11 protein-coding genes are annotated in these 15,621 nt (G+C 72.0%); 6 read left to right on the top strand and 5 right to left on the bottom strand.

What is annotated here, in order from left to right; genetic code table 11:
* Nucleotides 1-60: 60 nt before the first annotated feature.
* The 3 genes from D7Y15_RS37180 to D7Y15_RS37170 all read left to right on the top strand — a co-directional run bounded on the left by D7Y15_RS37180 (nt 61) and on the right by D7Y15_RS37170 (nt 7,145).
* Nucleotides 61-4,041 carry a serine/threonine-protein kinase PknK gene (locus D7Y15_RS37180; protein ID WP_121755540.1) on the top strand — a complete coding sequence of 1,327 codons (3,981 nt, stop codon included), beginning with the start codon at nt 61-63 and terminating at the stop codon, nt 4,039-4,041.
* A gap of 119 nt (nt 4,042-4,160) precedes the next feature.
* Nucleotides 4,161-5,732 carry a hypothetical protein gene (locus D7Y15_RS37175; RefSeq protein WP_121755539.1) on the top strand — a complete coding sequence of 524 codons (1,572 nt, stop codon included), beginning with the start codon at nt 4,161-4,163 and terminating at the stop codon, nt 5,730-5,732.
* Between the two features lie 3 nt (nt 5,733-5,735).
* On the top strand, nt 5,736-7,145 hold the full coding sequence (locus D7Y15_RS37170; protein WP_121755538.1) for a serine/threonine-protein kinase: 1,410 nt from the start codon (nt 5,736-5,738) through the stop codon (nt 7,143-7,145).
* Nucleotides 7,146-7,151: 6 nt separating this feature from the next.
* Here D7Y15_RS37170 and D7Y15_RS37165 read toward each other — a convergent pair whose 3' ends face one another.
* From D7Y15_RS37165 to D7Y15_RS37145, 5 genes are all read right to left on the bottom strand, one after another.
* Nucleotides 7,152-8,501: a sigma 54-interacting transcriptional regulator gene (locus tag D7Y15_RS37165; protein ID WP_120580079.1), complete on the bottom strand. Its 1,350-nt coding sequence runs from the start codon at nt 8,499-8,501 to the stop codon at nt 7,152-7,154.
* Between the two features lie 153 nt (nt 8,502-8,654).
* Entirely contained in the window at nt 8,655-9,452 is a 798-nt protein-coding gene (locus tag D7Y15_RS37160; protein ID WP_121755537.1) for a ZIP family metal transporter, read from the bottom strand.
* Nucleotides 9,453-9,555: 103 nt separating this feature from the next.
* Nucleotides 9,556-10,536: a HEAT repeat domain-containing protein gene (locus D7Y15_RS37155; protein WP_121755536.1), complete on the bottom strand. Its 981-nt coding sequence runs from the start codon at nt 10,534-10,536 to the stop codon at nt 9,556-9,558.
* The gene (locus D7Y15_RS37150; RefSeq protein ID WP_121755535.1) at nt 10,536-11,702 is read right to left on the bottom strand and encodes a HEAT repeat domain-containing protein; all 1,167 of its coding nucleotides are present in this window, start codon (nt 11,700-11,702) and stop codon (nt 10,536-10,538) included. Before D7Y15_RS37150 ends, D7Y15_RS37155 begins: the two co-directional genes overlap by 1 nt.
* 114 nt (nt 11,703-11,816) lie before the next feature.
* A complete protein-coding gene (locus tag D7Y15_RS37145) occupies nt 11,817-12,362 on the bottom strand; it encodes a peptidase M23 (RefSeq protein WP_120580071.1) in 546 nt (181 codons plus the stop codon).
* Between the two features lie 277 nt (nt 12,363-12,639).
* Between D7Y15_RS37145 and D7Y15_RS37140 the strand changes: the two genes are divergently transcribed.
* The 3 genes from D7Y15_RS37140 to D7Y15_RS37130 all read left to right on the top strand — a co-directional run.
* Nucleotides 12,640-14,157: a M91 family zinc metallopeptidase gene (locus D7Y15_RS37140; RefSeq protein ID WP_121755534.1), complete on the top strand. Its 1,518-nt coding sequence runs from the start codon at nt 12,640-12,642 to the stop codon at nt 14,155-14,157.
* Nucleotides 14,158-14,167: 10 nt separating this feature from the next.
* Nucleotides 14,168-14,824, top strand: coding sequence for a hypothetical protein (locus tag D7Y15_RS37135; protein WP_120580069.1), 657 nt, complete (start codon nt 14,168-14,170; stop codon nt 14,822-14,824).
* Between the two features lie 87 nt (nt 14,825-14,911).
* The coding region (locus D7Y15_RS37130) for a spermidine synthase (protein WP_233605237.1) at nt 14,912-15,621 on the top strand (710 nt) is incomplete at its 3' end.

The following is a 15,621-nucleotide window of genomic DNA, read 5'->3' as shown; positions in this document are numbered from 1 at the left end:
GGGCTGGTGGGGGTGGGCATCGTGCTGGCGCGGGCGCTCTGGTAGCCTCCGGGCATCCGCATGCGCTGTCCGGTCTGCCACCGCCGCCTCGCGCCGGGCGCGGCGTGTCCCGTGAATGGCGTCGCCGCCGGGTCCGGTCTCCCCCTGGAGCCGCTGGCGATTCCCGACGTCCCCGGCCTGTCCGGTGCCGCCCTGTTGGGAGTGGGGGGCTTCGCCCACGTCTTCACCGCGGCGCGCGAGTCGGACGGCCGCGAGGTGGCGCTCAAGGTGGGACTGGGGCCACACCATGCGCGCTTCGCCCACGAGGCGGAGGCGCTCCGGCGCGTCGGGCCGCCCACGGTCCCTGAAGTGCTGGAAGAGGGGCGGGTGGGAGGCCGGCCCTTCCTGGTGCAGGAGCTGTTGCGAGGGCAGACGCTCGCGGCGTGGATGGCGGCGCTGCCAGGGACGGGCGCGGCGTCCGTGGCGCGGGTGCGGGAGCTGCTGACGGGGCTGTGTCCGGCTGTGGCGCGCGTGCACGCGGTGGGAGTCGCGCACCGGGACCTCAAGCCGGAGAACATCTTCCTGCGCGAGGGTGGTGCGCTGAGCCTGCTGGACTTCGGGCTCGCGCGATGGATGGACGCGGGGCCGGCGGAGGCGGCGGGCAACCGCGCGGGCACGACGGTCTACATGTCGCCGGAGCAGTGCCTGGACGCGCGCGAGGCGGGTCCGGCCGCGGACATCTACGCGTTGGGCGTCCTGCTCTTCGAGTTGCTCACGGGGACGCCGCCGTTCCACGGCACTCCGGACGAGGTGCGCGAAGGCCACGTGAGCCAGCGTCCGCCGCGCGTGTCGGAGCGGGCGCAGGTTCCGGGGGCGCTGGACGCGGTGGTGGCGCGGTGTCTGGCCAAGGAGCCGGCGGAACGGTACGCGAGCGCGGAGGAGCTGCTGGCAGCGTTCGAGGCCGCGTGCGCGGAAGGGCCTTCGCTGTCCGGTGTCGTCGGGGCGAGGGATGCGCGGTCGGCGCAGGCGCTGGTGACGTTCGCGGGCGCGCGTCCGGTGGCGGTGCTGGGGCTGCGCACGGCCGCGTCGGTGGAAGGGCTGGCGGCCACGCTGGAGCCGTTCGGCGGAGTGCTGGCACGGGTCGCGGCGGGCGGCTACGTACTCGTCTTTTGCGAGTCGTTGTCGGCGGAGGCGAACGTGCGCGCGGGAGCGCTCGCGGCACGGCGGTTGGTGGAGTCCGGAGAGGCCTCCGCGGTCCTGCACGTCGCGGTGCTGTACGTGCATCCCGGCACCACGTTGCCGCGCATCGCGGGTGCCGCGCTGGAGCGGCCGGAGACGTGGTGGGGGAGGGCACTCGCGCAGGGCGAAGTGTGGGTGACACCGGAGGCGGTCGCGAGGCTGGAGCCCGGGTGGATCGAGCCCGTCAGCAAGCCTGACGACATCGAAGCCTCGCTCGGGATTCGTGATCCTGGCGCGCGGGAGGAACAGCGTCCCGAGAGCATCGGATCCACGGCAGGGCCGGGGAACGCAGGCGACGCGCGCCCTGCGGTGCGGGAGTCCGCAATCCGCGAGTCCACTTCGTCGCAAGCGGCCGCGGAGAGTCCACGCGCGGCGTCACCAGGATCCGGGGACACCGAGCGCGAGAACGGCGCGGTCTTCCGTCTGCGCCTCCACGACGAGGACGGAGCTCGCGCTGATGGAGAGCCTCCTCCGTTCGTGGGCCGCGATGCGCTGCTGGATGCCCTGGTCGCGGACGCGGCGCGGAGCCTGTCGTCCTCGGCACCGGGCCTGGGCGTGCTCACCGGCGAGGTGGGGCATGGCAAGTCACGGTTGCTCAAGGCGCTCGCGCTCCAGTTGGAGTCCACGGGCCACGCCCGGGTCGTCCGCCTGCGCGCGCCTCCTCCGGATGCGTCGCTGTCCAACGCCCTGCTGGATTCACTGCGCGCCGTCGCGGGCCGTCCGTCCGCGGAGCCCCGCATCCTGGCCGAGGCCCTCGTTGCCCAGGCACGTGAAGCCCCGCTCGTGCTGTTGCTGGACGATGCCCACCTCGCGGATCCCCTGAGCCTGGATGTGCTCGAGCGCGCCACGCTCGAAGGACCGCGGGCGTCCCTTTGGATCTGCGTCGCCGGACGTCCTTCGCTGCTGGGCCTGCGTCCCCACCTGGGAGAGCGCAGCGCCCACGTCTCACGCCACACGCTGCCGCCCCTGCCTCCGGAAGCCAGCCGTGCGGTGCTCGTCCACCTGCTGCGTCCGGCGGAGCACATCCCCGAGCCCGTGCTCGCGCGCCTGGAACTCCTGGCGCAGGGCGTGCCCCTGTCCCTCGTCGAACTGGCCCGCGCGCTCCGAGCCGCCGGGGCCCTGCGTTCGGCGCCGGGGGGCGGATGGTACGTCGCGCCGGACGCGCTGCTGGATGTCTCCGTCACGCCGCTGTTCGAACGGCTGGCCCCACGCGTGCTCGCGGGCCTTCCGGAAGCCCACCGTGTTCTCGCGCGGCTGTGCGCGGTGCTCGGCACGGAGGTGGACGTCGCACGCGTGGACGCTGCCCTGCGCCACCTGACCGCGGGACCGGAGCTGTCGCGCGCCGCCGCGCTGGACGCGGGCGCAGGCCTACAGCGACTGACCCGCGCGGGCCTCCTGCGTCCCACCAGCCCGGGCCGCTTCGCCTTCCGCCACCCGCTGCTGCGCGAGGCCCTGGAGGCCCTGCTGCCTCCCGCGCCCCGCCGCGCACTGCACGCCGCCGCACTCAAGGCCAGCGTGGGCGACGACGTGGCCGAACGCCGCCGCCGTGCGCACCACGCGGCCGTCTGCGGTGCCCACCAGGAGGCCTCGCGCGACTACCTGTCGCTGGCCGAGGAGGCCCGCTCCGGTCACCTGCCCGTGGAAGCGGAGCAGCACTACACGCGCGCGCTCGCGCTCCTTCCGGAATCAGATGACGCGCGCCGGGCCCAGGCGCTCGCGGGACGAGGCAAGGTCCGTCACCGCCTCCAGCGCTTCCGGGAAAGCCTCGCGGACCTGTCCGCCGCGCGCGCCCTGGCCCGCATCCGGGGCGACGCCGCGCTCGAAGTGGATCTGCTGCTGGAGGAAGCCACCGCGCGCGACTGGATGGAGGACTCGGATGGCTCCGCCGTCTGCACGCGCGAAGCACTCGACGCCATCGAGCCCCTGGACGCGCCGCGCCTGTCCCTTCGCTGTGGCCTGGCCCGGGGCCGTCTGCACGTGCGTCAGGGCGAGTGGGCCGCCGCGGCCCGCGTGCTCACCTCCACCGCCGAAGGCTCCGAGCGCGCCCGGGACCACGAGACGCTGGTCGTGTCGCTGGCCCTGCTGGGCTCCGCGCTCACCTTCCTGGACCGCGCGCCAGAAGCCGCCGAACGCTTCGACGAAGCCCTGGAGCGCTGCGAGGCCGCGGGCGACGGACTGCACAAGGCCGCCGTGCTGTGCAACCGCGTCCTCTTGTGGCTCCGCCAGGGCGACGTGCCCCGCATGGAAGCGGACCTGCGTCGCGCCATGGCGCTGGGCCGCGAATTGGCCCACGCGCAGATGGAGCGCTGGTCCACCTTCAACCTGGCGGAGGTCCTCTACATGCAGGGCCGCCTGGACGAAGCGCTCCCCCTCGCGCAGCGAGCGCATGAGTTGGGCGTGCGCTTCTTCCGCGAACACCCCGTGCCCGTGGACGCGCTGCTCATCGCCCGCATCCAGGCCGCCGCGGGAGACGAGGCAGCGGCGGCCCGCCAGCTCGCCTGGATTTCGGAGCGCTGTCCGCCGGAATCCCTGCCGCCCACCGCCATCATGCGGAGGCTGGTGGAGCTCCAGGTCCATCAACAGGCCGCCGGCGCCTTCCAAGCGACGGACTGGGCCGCGCTCCACACCGAAGCGGACGCGCTGGCCTCACCGGATGAGAAGGCGGAGATCCTCCTTCAGGCCACCGCCATCGCGCGCCGCACGGGCGCCATGGAAGAAGCCCTCGCGTGGCTCGAACGCGCCGGCCCTGTCGTGGCGGAAGCCCCGCTGTGGTCTACGCGTTTCCACGCATTGCGTGCCGCGCTCGTACCCTCAGCGCTGTAACGGGAATCGTTACACGGTGCCGCGCACGTAACCTTTCACGCTACAGGGAGACAAGAGGGCCGCGCCTGGGGTTTCCTTCCCTTCCTGTTTCCGAATCCTACCCAAGGAGTGTTCGCGCGATGGCCTCCTCCGTCCTCCGAGTCCCCTGGTGTTTCCTGTTGCTGGCCCTGACCGGCTGCGAACCCGCGCTCCCGGAAGACACCACCGCCAGCGCCGATTCCGACGTCGAGCTCGGCACGAGCAAGGCGGACATCCGCATCGCCAACTCACTCACGACGCGGGAGCTGGTGCTCAACGCCATCGCCGCGAACCACGACGCCAACGCTGCGCTGTCCACGAGCTCGCTGGAGTCCCTCTTCGACCCCGACGTGATGAGCCCTGGCACGGGCACCGCGCTCGTCAACAACCAGCTCCGCGACCCCTACGCGCAGCGCTTCATGGCGTACCTGGTGAGCTGTGCGTTGGGCGAGGGGGAGACGCTCGAATACCTCAACCCCTTCCAACCCTCCGGTTCTCAGCGCAGTGAATGGGCCGGCTCCGCGGGCCTCTGTCCGTGGTGGCGCACGCAGGCGCCGGGAGAAGCATGCCTCCGGCGCGTGACGGCGTGCCTCCTATCGCGCAACAACGGCCTGGGCTACCGCGTGGAGCTGTCCATGCGCGGAGAGATCCATGAGCCCGACCTCTCCATCGCGCAGCCGTTCGCGCTGGACGCATGGACGGTACCGCTCGACCACGTGCCGACCACGACCGCGTCCGTGAACAGCGCCGTGCCGTGCGACGAACAGACGGTGGGCGCGGAGCGGAACTGCGGCTGGAAGATGCACTCGGTGGGGTGGTGCCCGGCGGGGCAGACCATCTCCGTGGGCGCGGGCGGCCCGGCGGTCTGCCCGTCCGGGACGCCGCTGGGCTCCAGCGGCGAAGCACGCATGGTGCTGCGCGTGTGCCGGGGCATCGCCGGCTGCGACAAGACGGACGCGCGCCACGTGGAGTCCAGCCAGGGGTGCGTGCCGGAGTCCACGGACCCCTCGTCCTCCACGGACACGGACCCCTCCGTGAACTTCACCTGCCCTGTGTCGGGTGGGTACTTCACGGTGATGACCGCGCCCTGGGACAGCGACGCGGAGGGCACTGCGACCGTGGGCGTCTCGGCGGGAGTGCAGGCGCCGCTCTCCGAGCGCGCCGTGTACCGGGTTCGCGAGGGCGCCTTCTACGGCAACCTCTTCGGCAGGGACGCGCTCCGTGACGACATCAACGTGACGGTGACGTTGGTGGCGGGGCAGAAGGACCGCTACACCATCAACCGTCCGAAGGGCCGCCAGTCGAAGCCCGTCTTCAAGGACCTCTACTCCTGCTACGACCCGGGCTGGGTGTACGGCCGGGCGTACGCGACCTACCGCGTGTGCGCGCTGCCGGGCACGCAGGAGGACTGCGCGGCCACCGTGACGGGGCCGTGCTGGAGCACCACCCCGAACACGCCCTACCAGTGCAAGACGCAGGACGGCTCGCTGCTGTCGGGCGACGGCGACTTCGAGGCCTGCATGGACACGTCCAACCAGGTCTGGGAGGAGCCCGTCACCGTCTTCCTCAACGGCGCGTGCGACCTGGTGGATGATCAGCATCTGCAGCTGTGCAAGCGCTGGACGGAGCCCCCGCCGCCCCTGGAGACCTCACGGGGCCAGGGCAAGCGCTAGCCCATGAATGGCGAGGAGGCCCTCTACGGCGAGGAGCTTCGGCCCGGCGCGCTCGTGGGCGAGTGGGTCGTGGACCGCGTCCAGGTCCATGGCCCCGTGTCCGCGCTGTACCGGGCGCGGCACGCGCAATCCGGCGTGCCCGCGGCGCTGAAGGTGCTGCACCCGCAGGTGGCCGCGGCGGCGGTGGCGCTGCGGCGCTTCCGGCGTGAAGCCGCCACGCTGCAGCGGCTGCGCCATCCGCACATCGTCACGGTGCTGGGGTACGGCGAGCTGTCGGACGGCCGGCCCTTCATCGCCATGGAGTGGTTGGAGGGGCAGGACCTGGCGGCGGAGCTGGCCACGCGCGGGCCCCTGTCCCCGCGCGAGATGTTGGAGGTGATGGAGCAGGTGGGCGCGGCGCTGCGGGTGGCGCACGCGGCGGGCGTGGTGCACCGCGACCTGAAGGTGCAGAACGTGGTGCGGCTCGCCCCGGGGCGCGGCGGCCCCGCCGTGAAGCTGGTGGACTTCGGCGTGGCGAAGGGGCTGGTGCCGGGCGCTCCGGGCAGCTCGTCGCTCACGCACACCGGCGTGGTGCTGGGCACGCCGCTGTCCATGGCGCCGGAGCAGATCCGCGGCGAGGTGCCGGACGCGCGCACGGACCTGTACGCCGCGGGCGTGCTGCTCTTCCAACTGCTCACGGGCATGCCGCCCTTCCAGGGCACCACGCGCCACGAGGTGGAGCAGCAGCACCTGCACGCGCCGCCGCCACGCCCCGGAGAGCACGCGCCGGTGTCCGCCGCGCTGGACGCGGTGGTGCTGCGGTGTCTGCGCAAGGCGCGCGAGGAGCGCCACCCGGACGTGGACGCGCTCCTGGAGGACCTGCGGGGCGCGGTGCTGGGAGGCGCGGCACCGGTGGCCGTCCCTCGCGCGGTGGGGCTGTACGTGGAGGCCCGGCTGACGGGAGAACCGGACCCCGCGGCGATGGAGGATCTGGACGCGGGCCTGGAGCGCGCGAGCACGCTGGCGCGCGAGGCCGGCATGGAGGTTCGGGTGATGGGCGGTGCGTGCCTGCTCGCCGTGGCCAGCCTCCCGGACGACGTGCGACGCGAGCGGGAGCTGCGGGCGCGGGTGCTGGACGTGGGGCTCGCGCTGACGGGGAAGGGCACCTCCACCGCGCGCCTGCACGTCACCGTGCACGTGGACCGGCTGACGTCGCGGGAAGAGGCTCACGGCTGGACGGAAGCCACTGCCTCCGCGTGGGACGCGGCGGGCGGGGAAGGGGGCCTGCTCCACCTGCCTGGTTGGGTGCGGGGTGACGGAGAAGCGGCCACGCCCATCGTCACCGGCCCGGCGCTGCGGGGACTGGAGGCGGACTTCGTCGTCAGTCCCGTGCCGGATGCCTCCGAGCGTTGGCGGCTCTCCTCCCGGCGCTGAAGCCGCCTACGGCTTGATGCCGTGCCTGCGCAGCAGCCGGTAGAAGTGCACGCGGTCCATGCCGGCGGTGACGGCGGCCTGGGCCACCTTGCCCTGGTGTTTCTCCAGGAGCGCCCGCAGGTATCGCCGCTCGAAGTCGTCCACCACGCGCCGGCGCTGCTCCGCGTACGGCCGCGACAGGTCCAGCTCCAGCGGGCTGCCCTCCGGGCGAGAGTCCTCCTCCGCCAGGGGCAGCGCGTCCTCGAACACCAGGCAGCGCTCCAGGTGGTTGCGCAGTTCGCGCACGTTGCCCGGCCACGCCGCGTGCCTCAGGCGCGACAGGAACTCCGGCGTGCGCAGCGCGCCCGTGCGCTCCGGGTCCGCGCCCAGCGACGCCAGGATGCCCGACACCAGCATGGACAGGTCCTCCGGCCGCTGGCGCAGGGACGGCATGGCGATGCGCAGCACCGCGAGCCGGAAGAACAGGTCGGAGCGGAAGCGGCCCGCGTTCACCTCCGCGCGCAGGTCGCGGTGCGTGGCCGCGATGAGCCGCACGTCCACCGGCTGGTACGTGTTGCTGCCCACCCGGCGGATCTCCCGGTTCTCCAGCACGCGCAAGAGCTTGGGCTGCAACTCCGGGGGCAGCTCGCCAATCTCGTCCAGGAAGACGGTGCCGCCGTCGGCCTCCTCGAAGACGCCCGCGCGCCGGCTCACCGCGCCGGTGAAGGAGCCCTTCTCGTGGCCGAACAGCTCGCTCTCCAGGATGTGCGCGGGGATGGCGCCGCAGTCCACCACCAGGAACGCCGCGTCCTTGCGCCGGCTGGCCTGGTGGATGGCGAGCGCCGCCTGGCTCTTGCCCGTGCCCGTCTCTCCCTCCAGCAGCACCGTGACGTCGCGCGCGGAGGCCCGCTCCATCATCGCGAAGCAGCCGCGCATGGCCACGGACGTGCCCACCAGCGTGCCGAAGCGCGTCAACTCCGACAGGGGCAGCCGGTTGCTCTCCGCGCTGAAGTCGAACCGCAGCACCACGCGGCCCAGCCGCAGCAGGCTGCCGCTGCGCAGGATGCCCTCGACCACCTGCACGCCGTCCACGATGACGCCGTTGAGGCTGTCCAGGTCCTTCACCTGCGGGCCCTTGGGCCCGATGCGCACCTCGCAGTGGAAGCGCGACACGGTGGAGTCCTCCACCGCGAAGTCGTTGAGCGGATGCGAGCCCACCGAGCAGGTGTCCGCCGTGGACTCCCACACCATGCCCGCGCCCGGGCCCTCCACCACGGACAGGCGGAAGCGGCGCACCGTGGGCAGGTCCCCCGGACGGCGGGCCTGCTCGTACGGCAGCGTCACGTGGAGCGCGGCCTCCTGCCCCTCCTCGTCCAGGTGGGCGCCCTTGTCCTTCGACTCCCCGGGGGTCCCGTCGACGCGGGTTCGATCCGACACAGACATGCACCTGAAACTACCACGTCCGGGCCACACGGGGCGGGGCAGCCGGGTGTCCGGCAGGACACAGACGCGGTGCGCGCACGCAAAGCGTCAGCTCAGCGTCACGTCCAGGAACATCATCAGCACGAAGCCCACCATCAGCCCGGCGGTGGCCTCCTTCGCGTACTCCTGGCGGTGGCTTTCGGGGATCATCTCGTCGCTGACGACGTACAGCATGGAGCCGCCCGCGAACGCGAGCGCCCACGGCAGCACGCCTGAAGCGAACGACGTGGCGAAGAAGCCCACCAGCGCGGCCGTGCCCTCCACCAGCCCCGTGTAGAGCGCCACCAGCACCGCCTGCTTGCGGCTGTACGCCACGCCCATCAGCGCCAGCGCGACGACGAAACCCTCCGGGATGTCCTGCAGGCCGATGCCCACGAGGATGGGCGCGGCGATGGCCATGGAGCGGCTGCCCACGCCGGTGCCCACCGCCAGGCCCTCCGGGAAGTTGTGCAGCGCGATGGCCAGCACGAACAACCAGATGCGCTTCAGGTTCGCCGCCTGCGCGTTGCCCTCCTGGCCCTTGATGAAGTGCTCGTGGGGGATGAAGCGGTTGCACAGGTGCAGGAACAGACCCCCTACCAGCATGCTGCCCCCCACGATCAGTGCGGGGACGAAGCGCGACGTGGAGCGCTCCTCCGCCAGGTGGATGGCGGGCACGACGAGCGAGAAGGCCGTGGCCGCGAGCATCACGCCCGCGCTGAAGCCCATCAGCACGTCCTTGGTGCGCTGGGAGATGCCGCCCATGGCCAGGGCGGGCACGGCGCCCAGGCTGGTGGAGAGGACGGTGACGGCGCTGCCAACGAGCGCCAGGGCGAGGGTGGACGAGCCGAAACCGCTGTCGAACATGGCCCCCTCAACCTGCCGCTCTCCCCGCCGCCCGGCCACCTTTTCGGCGGGGCCGGGCGTGAAGGATGCCCGCCATGGAACAGCCGTTCCCCAGCGGACGCACTCAGGGCGACAAGCGCTGCTTCTCCCGCAGGATGAGGTGCCACTCCTGGAGGTTGCGCTGGAGCGCGGACAGCCACGCGTCGATTTCTGGATCCAGGCGCTTGTCCACGCCGCGCAGGGACTCCAGGAGCGGCCGGGCGCCGGACTGGCCCAGCCGCGCCAGTCCCTCCAATGCCGACTTGCGCACCGCGAGGTCGCTGTCGCTCCGGTACAGCGAGGTGAGCGAACGGCGAGCGCCCGCGGACTCAGAGCCCGGCACGCCGCCCAGCGCCTTCGCCGCCGCCGCGCGCAGGCCCGCGTTCTCCGAGCTCAGCTGTTGGGTGAGCTTGCGCACCACCTCCGGGCTCGCGGCCTCCATGGAGACCTCGCCCAGCAGGCGCATGGCCAGCGCCGGGTCGTCCGTGGCCGAGGCGACCTTCACGGCCGCTTCCGCCAGCTCCGGGTTGTGTCCGAAGTAGATGCCGGCGCTCTCCGTCACCAGGTTCTCCACCACCGCCTGGCGCACCTCCGGCGCGCTGTCGCGCACGAGTTGCTCGTAGGTGACGACGTCGCCGTTCTTCGCCATGAACTCCACCGAAGGTGAGCCCTGGAGCGCGCGCACCGCCGCGGCGCGCAGGCCGGGGTCCGCGTCCTGGCTCGCGCGGGAGAGCAGCGGCTGGAGCAGCTCCGGCTTCTGCGCGTTGCTCGCCTTGGTGGCCAGCGCCGCGCCCACGGCCTCCAGCACGGCGGGGTCGCGCTCCTGGCTCACGGCCCGGCCCAGGGCCTCCGGCGGCATGGCGATGGCGGCCTCCTTCAAACGCAGGCGTGCGTATTTGCGGTACGCGGGCGAGCCCGTCTTCATGGCCACGCGCACCTCGTCCAGCATGCCCTCCACCGTGCAGGCCGTCCGGGTGGGGACTGCGACGGGCGCGCCCTGCGCCAGGGCCAGTCCTGGCAGGAGCGACAGCCAGAGCACGCGGGCCTTCATTGTTCGCGAGCCCATCAGTGCGGCGCTCCTTCCTCGACCACGCAGTCGTGATGTTCCTTCTTGCCCATCCAGATGCGCGCGAAGTCCGTGGTGCCGGTGGCGTACAGCGCCTTGAAGTCCAGATAGTCCTGCCGCAGGCGTGGGTCCTTGCGCGCGAACTCCTCCACCAGGGGCAGCGCGTCCGCGCCAGCCGCGCGCACCGCGAAGCGCAGGAAGGCCCAGCGCACGCACAAGTCGTGCTCGCCGTCGAAGGCAGCGCGGTACGCGGCAAGGGCCTTCTGCGGGTCCTCGGTGACGGCGAGCCGGAAGGCGGCCATCTCGCGCACGTCGCGCTCCTTGTCGGTGCGCATCACCTTCGCCAGCGCATCGATGGAGTCCGAGTCGAGCAGCGGGTCGGAGTACGACGGCATCTCCAGCGCGAGCAGCCGCACCGCCGTGTCCTCCGACGTGGTGCCGATGTCCAGCAGGTCCTTCCAGTACGGCGCATACGTGCCGGTGCGCTCGTAGTCCTCCTTCATGACCCGGCCCAGCGTGCGCGTGGCCACCCACGCGGCGGAGTCCGCGGAGTCATCCATCGCGATGGCCTTGATTCGGCCGCGCGTCTCCGGCGTGAAGCGGTGCTGCGTCTCCAGCGCGTCCAGGACGGCGGCGCGGTCCTGGGTGAACAGCGACTTGTTCTCGGCCACCGCCATCAGCTTCTCCGTGACGCGCGGGTGTCGCACGGCGGGCGCGGTCTTGAGGGCCTCCAGGTAGATGACCGACTCAGGCGGCGCGGCGTTCACCGCCCACGCCACCAGTTGCAGTGCGCGGTCCGGGTCGTTGCCCACGAGCTCCGTCAGGCGCTCCTGGAGGTAGGCCACCAGCGCGGTGTCGCGCGCCTGGATGGCGGCGGCCACGGCGGCGTGCAGCGACTCCATCGTCGCGGACCTGTCCAACGCGGCCAGCCCGTCCCAGCACCCGGGCATGGGGATCTCCTCGCGAGGTCCAGCGCGCGCGGCGGGCGGAGGCTCCCCGGTGGCGCCATTCCCGGCTGCGGCCGTGGGTACGGAAGGAATCGCCGCGACGGGCAGCGAAGGACCGGCGTCATCGCTCCCAGCCGAGCCCCGCCACCACACGACGCCCAGGGCGACGAGGAGGACGAGGCCGGCGAGCGCGACCTTGAAGAGGGGACGGGAGGTCATGTCGAAGGGAGCTCACGCGGAAGAGGAACGACGGGCGCACGCGCGCCGGACGTCGGAGACGTGAAGCCGGGCAGGGGACGTGCGGCCCCTGCCCGAGGACACCCGAACGCGGGGCTACAGCGTGGGAACGCCCAGCCTGTTGGTGCAGTTGGCGTTGGTGCCGCACGTGGTGCCGACGCTGGTGTACCAGGCCGACTTGCGCGTGCCGTACTGCCGGTTGTCCGCGTGAACGTGTGGGCCGGTGGCGCTGCCCGTGCCGCCCACGAGCCCCAGCGCGCAGCGGTCGCACGTCTTCGTGCCGGAGCTGACGTTGGCGTAGAAGTGCAGCTGGCGGAAGTCCCAGCCGTTCGCGCCGGACACCACGTAGTAGTTGCCCGCGCCCCCGTTGCAGGTGGAGCCGTAGCAGGCCGCCGCGCAGCCGCCGTAGTAGTAATAGTAGTAGTTGCCCACCAGCATGCCCCGGTGGTTCCACTCGCCGCAGGATCCGTTGCCGATATCCAGCGCCGTGTGGCTGCTCCCGGTGCAGTTGTAATAGGTGGTCGAGTTCACGTAGGCCGCCGGGTCACAGATGGGGCCGTTCGCCGTGGCCGCCACTCCTGGACCAGCCCACGCCGCGGCGGCCAAGGCCACCCCGGCGGACAGCAACGTCTTCAGCTTCATGCGGTGCTCCCTCCCGTCATCCACCCCCCGTTTCCCCGCGAATGGGGCAGGGGCGGTGAAGCTGTAATACACGAAATCCTTGAAACCATCTCGCGAATCGGGAATTGAGAAACACAACGATTCCAGGGGCTTCCGTGCCGCGCCGTGTCGTTCCGGGTCGGGCGACGCAACTGGCGGCAAACGTTCACGACAATCTGGAATGTCGGCGTTCTGCCGACCCTGGCGCCCCGTCGCCCGGACCCCTGGCCAGGTGTCTCCGTCACCTGGGAGAAGCGACATGACCACGATTGGCAAGCCCGGCTCGCGCACGACGTCCCCTGTCAGCACCCCGCAGCCGAAGACGCCCGCCCCGCCGGCGAAGCCCAACGCGGTGAAGGCCGCCGTCACGCAGCGGATGTCGGACGGCTTCGACTCCGGGCCTCGCGCGGGTTCACGTCCCCAGCTGTCGGAGGTCCGCACCACCGAGACGGCGGTGAAGAAGGACAAGGACGGCGGTGGCTTCCTGGGCGGTATCGCGTCGGGCATCGGGTCGGCCCTCGACAAGGTCGCCAAGGGTGTGGCGAAGGCGCTCGCGCCGCAGGTGAGCACGAACGCGGATGGGCGCACGGTGGTGGACCTGGGCGCGGGCAACAACACCGCGAAGGTGACGCAGAACAAGAACGGCGGGCTCACCATCACGTCCGGCAGCGACACGGTGAACCTCACCGCCGAACAGTCCAAGGGCGTCATCATCAACGGCGGCGCCGGCAACGACTCCATCACCGTGGACGCGAGCGTCACGCAGGACATCACCCTGGACGGTGGTGACGGCGACGACAAGCTCACGGGCGGCGCGGGCAGTGACACGCTCATCGGCGGCGCGGGCAACGACACCATCATCGGTGGCGAGGGCAAGGACACGCTGAAGGGCATGGACGGCGACGACTACCTGGAGGGCGGCGCGGGCGATGACCGCATCATGGGTGGCGAGGGCCGCGACGTGATGTACGGCCTGGACGGCAACGACTACCTGTCCGGCGGCAAGGGCCGGGACTACATCGACGCGGGCGCGGGCAACGACCGGGCCTATGGCGGCGAGGGCGACGACCAGGTCATCGGCGGGCGCGGCGACGACACGCTGAGCGGCGGCGCGGGCAACGACGCGGTGGCGGGCGGCGCGGGCAAGGACACGGTCCGCGGCGGCACGGGCACGGACAAGCTCTACGTGGAGGAGGGCGAGACCACCGCCGACGCGGCCGAGGGCGAGCGTGAAATCGTCGACATGACGGACGCGGACCAGCGGGGCTCCTCCGTCTCCGTGACGGGCAGCGCGGAGTTCCAGGCGCGCGTGCAGTCGGACCTGGACGCGATGCGCTCGCTGCCTTCGGGCCAGGACCTGCTGCGCACGCTGGACGACAGCGGCAAGAAGACGGTCATCCGCGAGACGTCCAGCGGCAACAGCGCGGGCGGCACGAACTTCAACGACGGCTTCATGAACGCGGACGGCACGCCGGGCAAGGGCACGGACTCGCAGGTGAACTACAACACCACGCGCATCTCGCTGGGCAGCGAGGAGTGGATGAACCGCCCGCCCGTCGTGGGCCTGTTCCACGAGCTGGTGCACGCGTCGGACATGAACAACGGCACGCTGGCGCTGGGCTCCAAGGACGGCACGCGCAACCTGGAGACCTCCGCGGTGGGCCTGCCCATCGACCTGGACCAGGACCCGTCCACGCCGGACGTGGTGCAGGGCGGACGTCCCGGAGAGAACGTCCTGCGCGACGATCTGAACCTGCCGACCCGCCCGCGCTACTAGGATTCGGGGGATGAAGACCTTCCGCCGCGCTGGTGCCATCATGGCGCTGGCAATCATCATGGGCTGTGCGCGGGCGCCGGAGCGGCCCGCGCCCCCAGCAGCGGATCCAGGAGGACAGCGCGTGGCCCAGGCGGACGTGGAGCTGAAGGTGGAGTCGGTGGCGCGCGAGGCGGACACGCTCGCCGTCACCTACGCGGTGCACAACCGGACGCAGAAGGCCGTGCTGCTCACGGACGGCCTGTGGGACGTGGGCTTCAGCGGCCACCTCACGCTGGCGCCCGAGCGGGCCTACGTGGACCTGTCCGGCGGCAAGGTGGTGCTGTCGCGGATGTTGCTGCCGGTGCCGGAAGACCTGGCGGTGGAGGCACCGGAGGTGCCCGCGGTCAGCCGCGTGGAGCCGGGAGCCACGGCGAATCGCCGCGTGGTGGTGCCGCTGCCCCTGCGCACCGCGCTGCCCTACGCCACGGGCCCGGAGGAGACGCGCGAGCTGTCCACCGTGCGCGAGGTGTCCCTGCGCGTGGGCTACCTGCCGGACGCGGACGCAATGACGCTGAGCCAGGGGAAGGACGCGCAGGGCACGCCCATCCAGACGCCGCGGTACGGGCCGGCGGTGACGGCGCAGCGGGTGTTGGACAGCGGACCCCTGCCGGTGACGGACGCGAAGTAGGGAGCCCGGGTCCTGGCGGAAGAGGACGAGCGCGATGACGGCTCCGGGCCCGTCATCGTCACCGAGGACGAGGAAGGACGCCGCTCGTTGCGCTTCGGCGACGGGGGGGCGCGCCAGAGCGTGGTGTGGCCTGGCGAACCGCTGCGGCTGGAGTTGCCGTACACCCGCATGGTGATGGTGGCGCTGGCGTTCGTGCCCCAGCCGGAGAACATCCTCGCCATCGGATTGGGCGGCGGCTCCATCCCCATGTTCCTGCACGCGGTGCTGCCGGACACACACATCGACGTGGTGGAGCTGGACGCGGCGGTGGTGGACGCCGCGAAGGAGTACTGCGGCTTCCAGGAGGACGCGCTCCTGCGCGCGCACGTGGGGGACGGGCGGGCCTTCATCGAGGCGGACGGGCCGCCCTACGACCTCATCTTCCTGGATGCGTATGGGGCGGATCAGATTCCCGGGCACCTGGCCACGCGCGAGTTCCTGGGCGCGGTGCGTTCACGGCTGACGCGGGGCGGGGCGGTGGCGAGCAACGTCTGGGAGTCCGCGGGGAACCCGCACTACGAAGCGATGGTGCGCACCTACCAGGTGAGCTTCCACGGCCTGTCCATCTTCGAGGTGCCCACCACGACCAACCGCGTCCTGGTGGGGCTGGAAGGCCCGTCGCGGCTGACGAAAGAGGCGCTGGTGGAGCGGGCCCGCAAGGTGGAGCGTGAGCGGAAGCTGCCGTTCCGGTTGAGCACCCTGGTGGCGCAGCGCTACCGGCCCCTGACGCGGAGGCTGGGGCGGGGGCGGGTTCTGAC

This window comes from Corallococcus sp. AB030, from assembly GCF_003668965.1.
Taxonomy (GTDB): domain Bacteria; phylum Myxococcota; class Myxococcia; order Myxococcales; family Myxococcaceae; genus Corallococcus; species Corallococcus exiguus.
The sequence above is the reverse complement of the archived record's forward strand: the minus strand, read 5'-3'. Positions and strand labels throughout refer to the sequence as shown.

Bases quoted from the DNA above. Each gene is read 5' to 3' on its own strand.
- D7Y15_RS37175 (WP_121755539.1), top strand. From the start codon at position 4,161: ATGGCCTCCTCCGTCCTCCGAGTCCCCTGGTGTTTCCTGTTGCTGGCC.
- D7Y15_RS37145 (WP_120580071.1), bottom strand. From the start codon at position 12,362: ATGAAGCTGAAGACGTTGCTGTCCGCCGGGGTGGCCTTGGCCGCCGCG.
- D7Y15_RS37150 (WP_121755535.1), bottom strand. From the start codon at position 11,702: ATGACCTCCCGTCCCCTCTTCAAGGTCGCGCTCGCCGGCCTCGTCCTC.
- D7Y15_RS37140 (WP_121755534.1), top strand. From the start codon at position 12,640: ATGACCACGATTGGCAAGCCCGGCTCGCGCACGACGTCCCCTGTCAGC.
- D7Y15_RS37135 (WP_120580069.1), top strand. From the start codon at position 14,168: ATGAAGACCTTCCGCCGCGCTGGTGCCATCATGGCGCTGGCAATCATC.
- D7Y15_RS37180 (WP_121755540.1), top strand. From the start codon at position 61: ATGCGCTGTCCGGTCTGCCACCGCCGCCTCGCGCCGGGCGCGGCGTGT.
- D7Y15_RS37155 (WP_121755536.1), bottom strand. From the start codon at position 10,536: ATGGGCTCGCGAACAATGAAGGCCCGCGTGCTCTGGCTGTCGCTCCTG.
- D7Y15_RS37160 (WP_121755537.1), bottom strand. From the start codon at position 9,452: ATGTTCGACAGCGGTTTCGGCTCGTCCACCCTCGCCCTGGCGCTCGTT.
- D7Y15_RS37170 (WP_121755538.1), top strand. From the start codon at position 5,736: ATGAATGGCGAGGAGGCCCTCTACGGCGAGGAGCTTCGGCCCGGCGCG.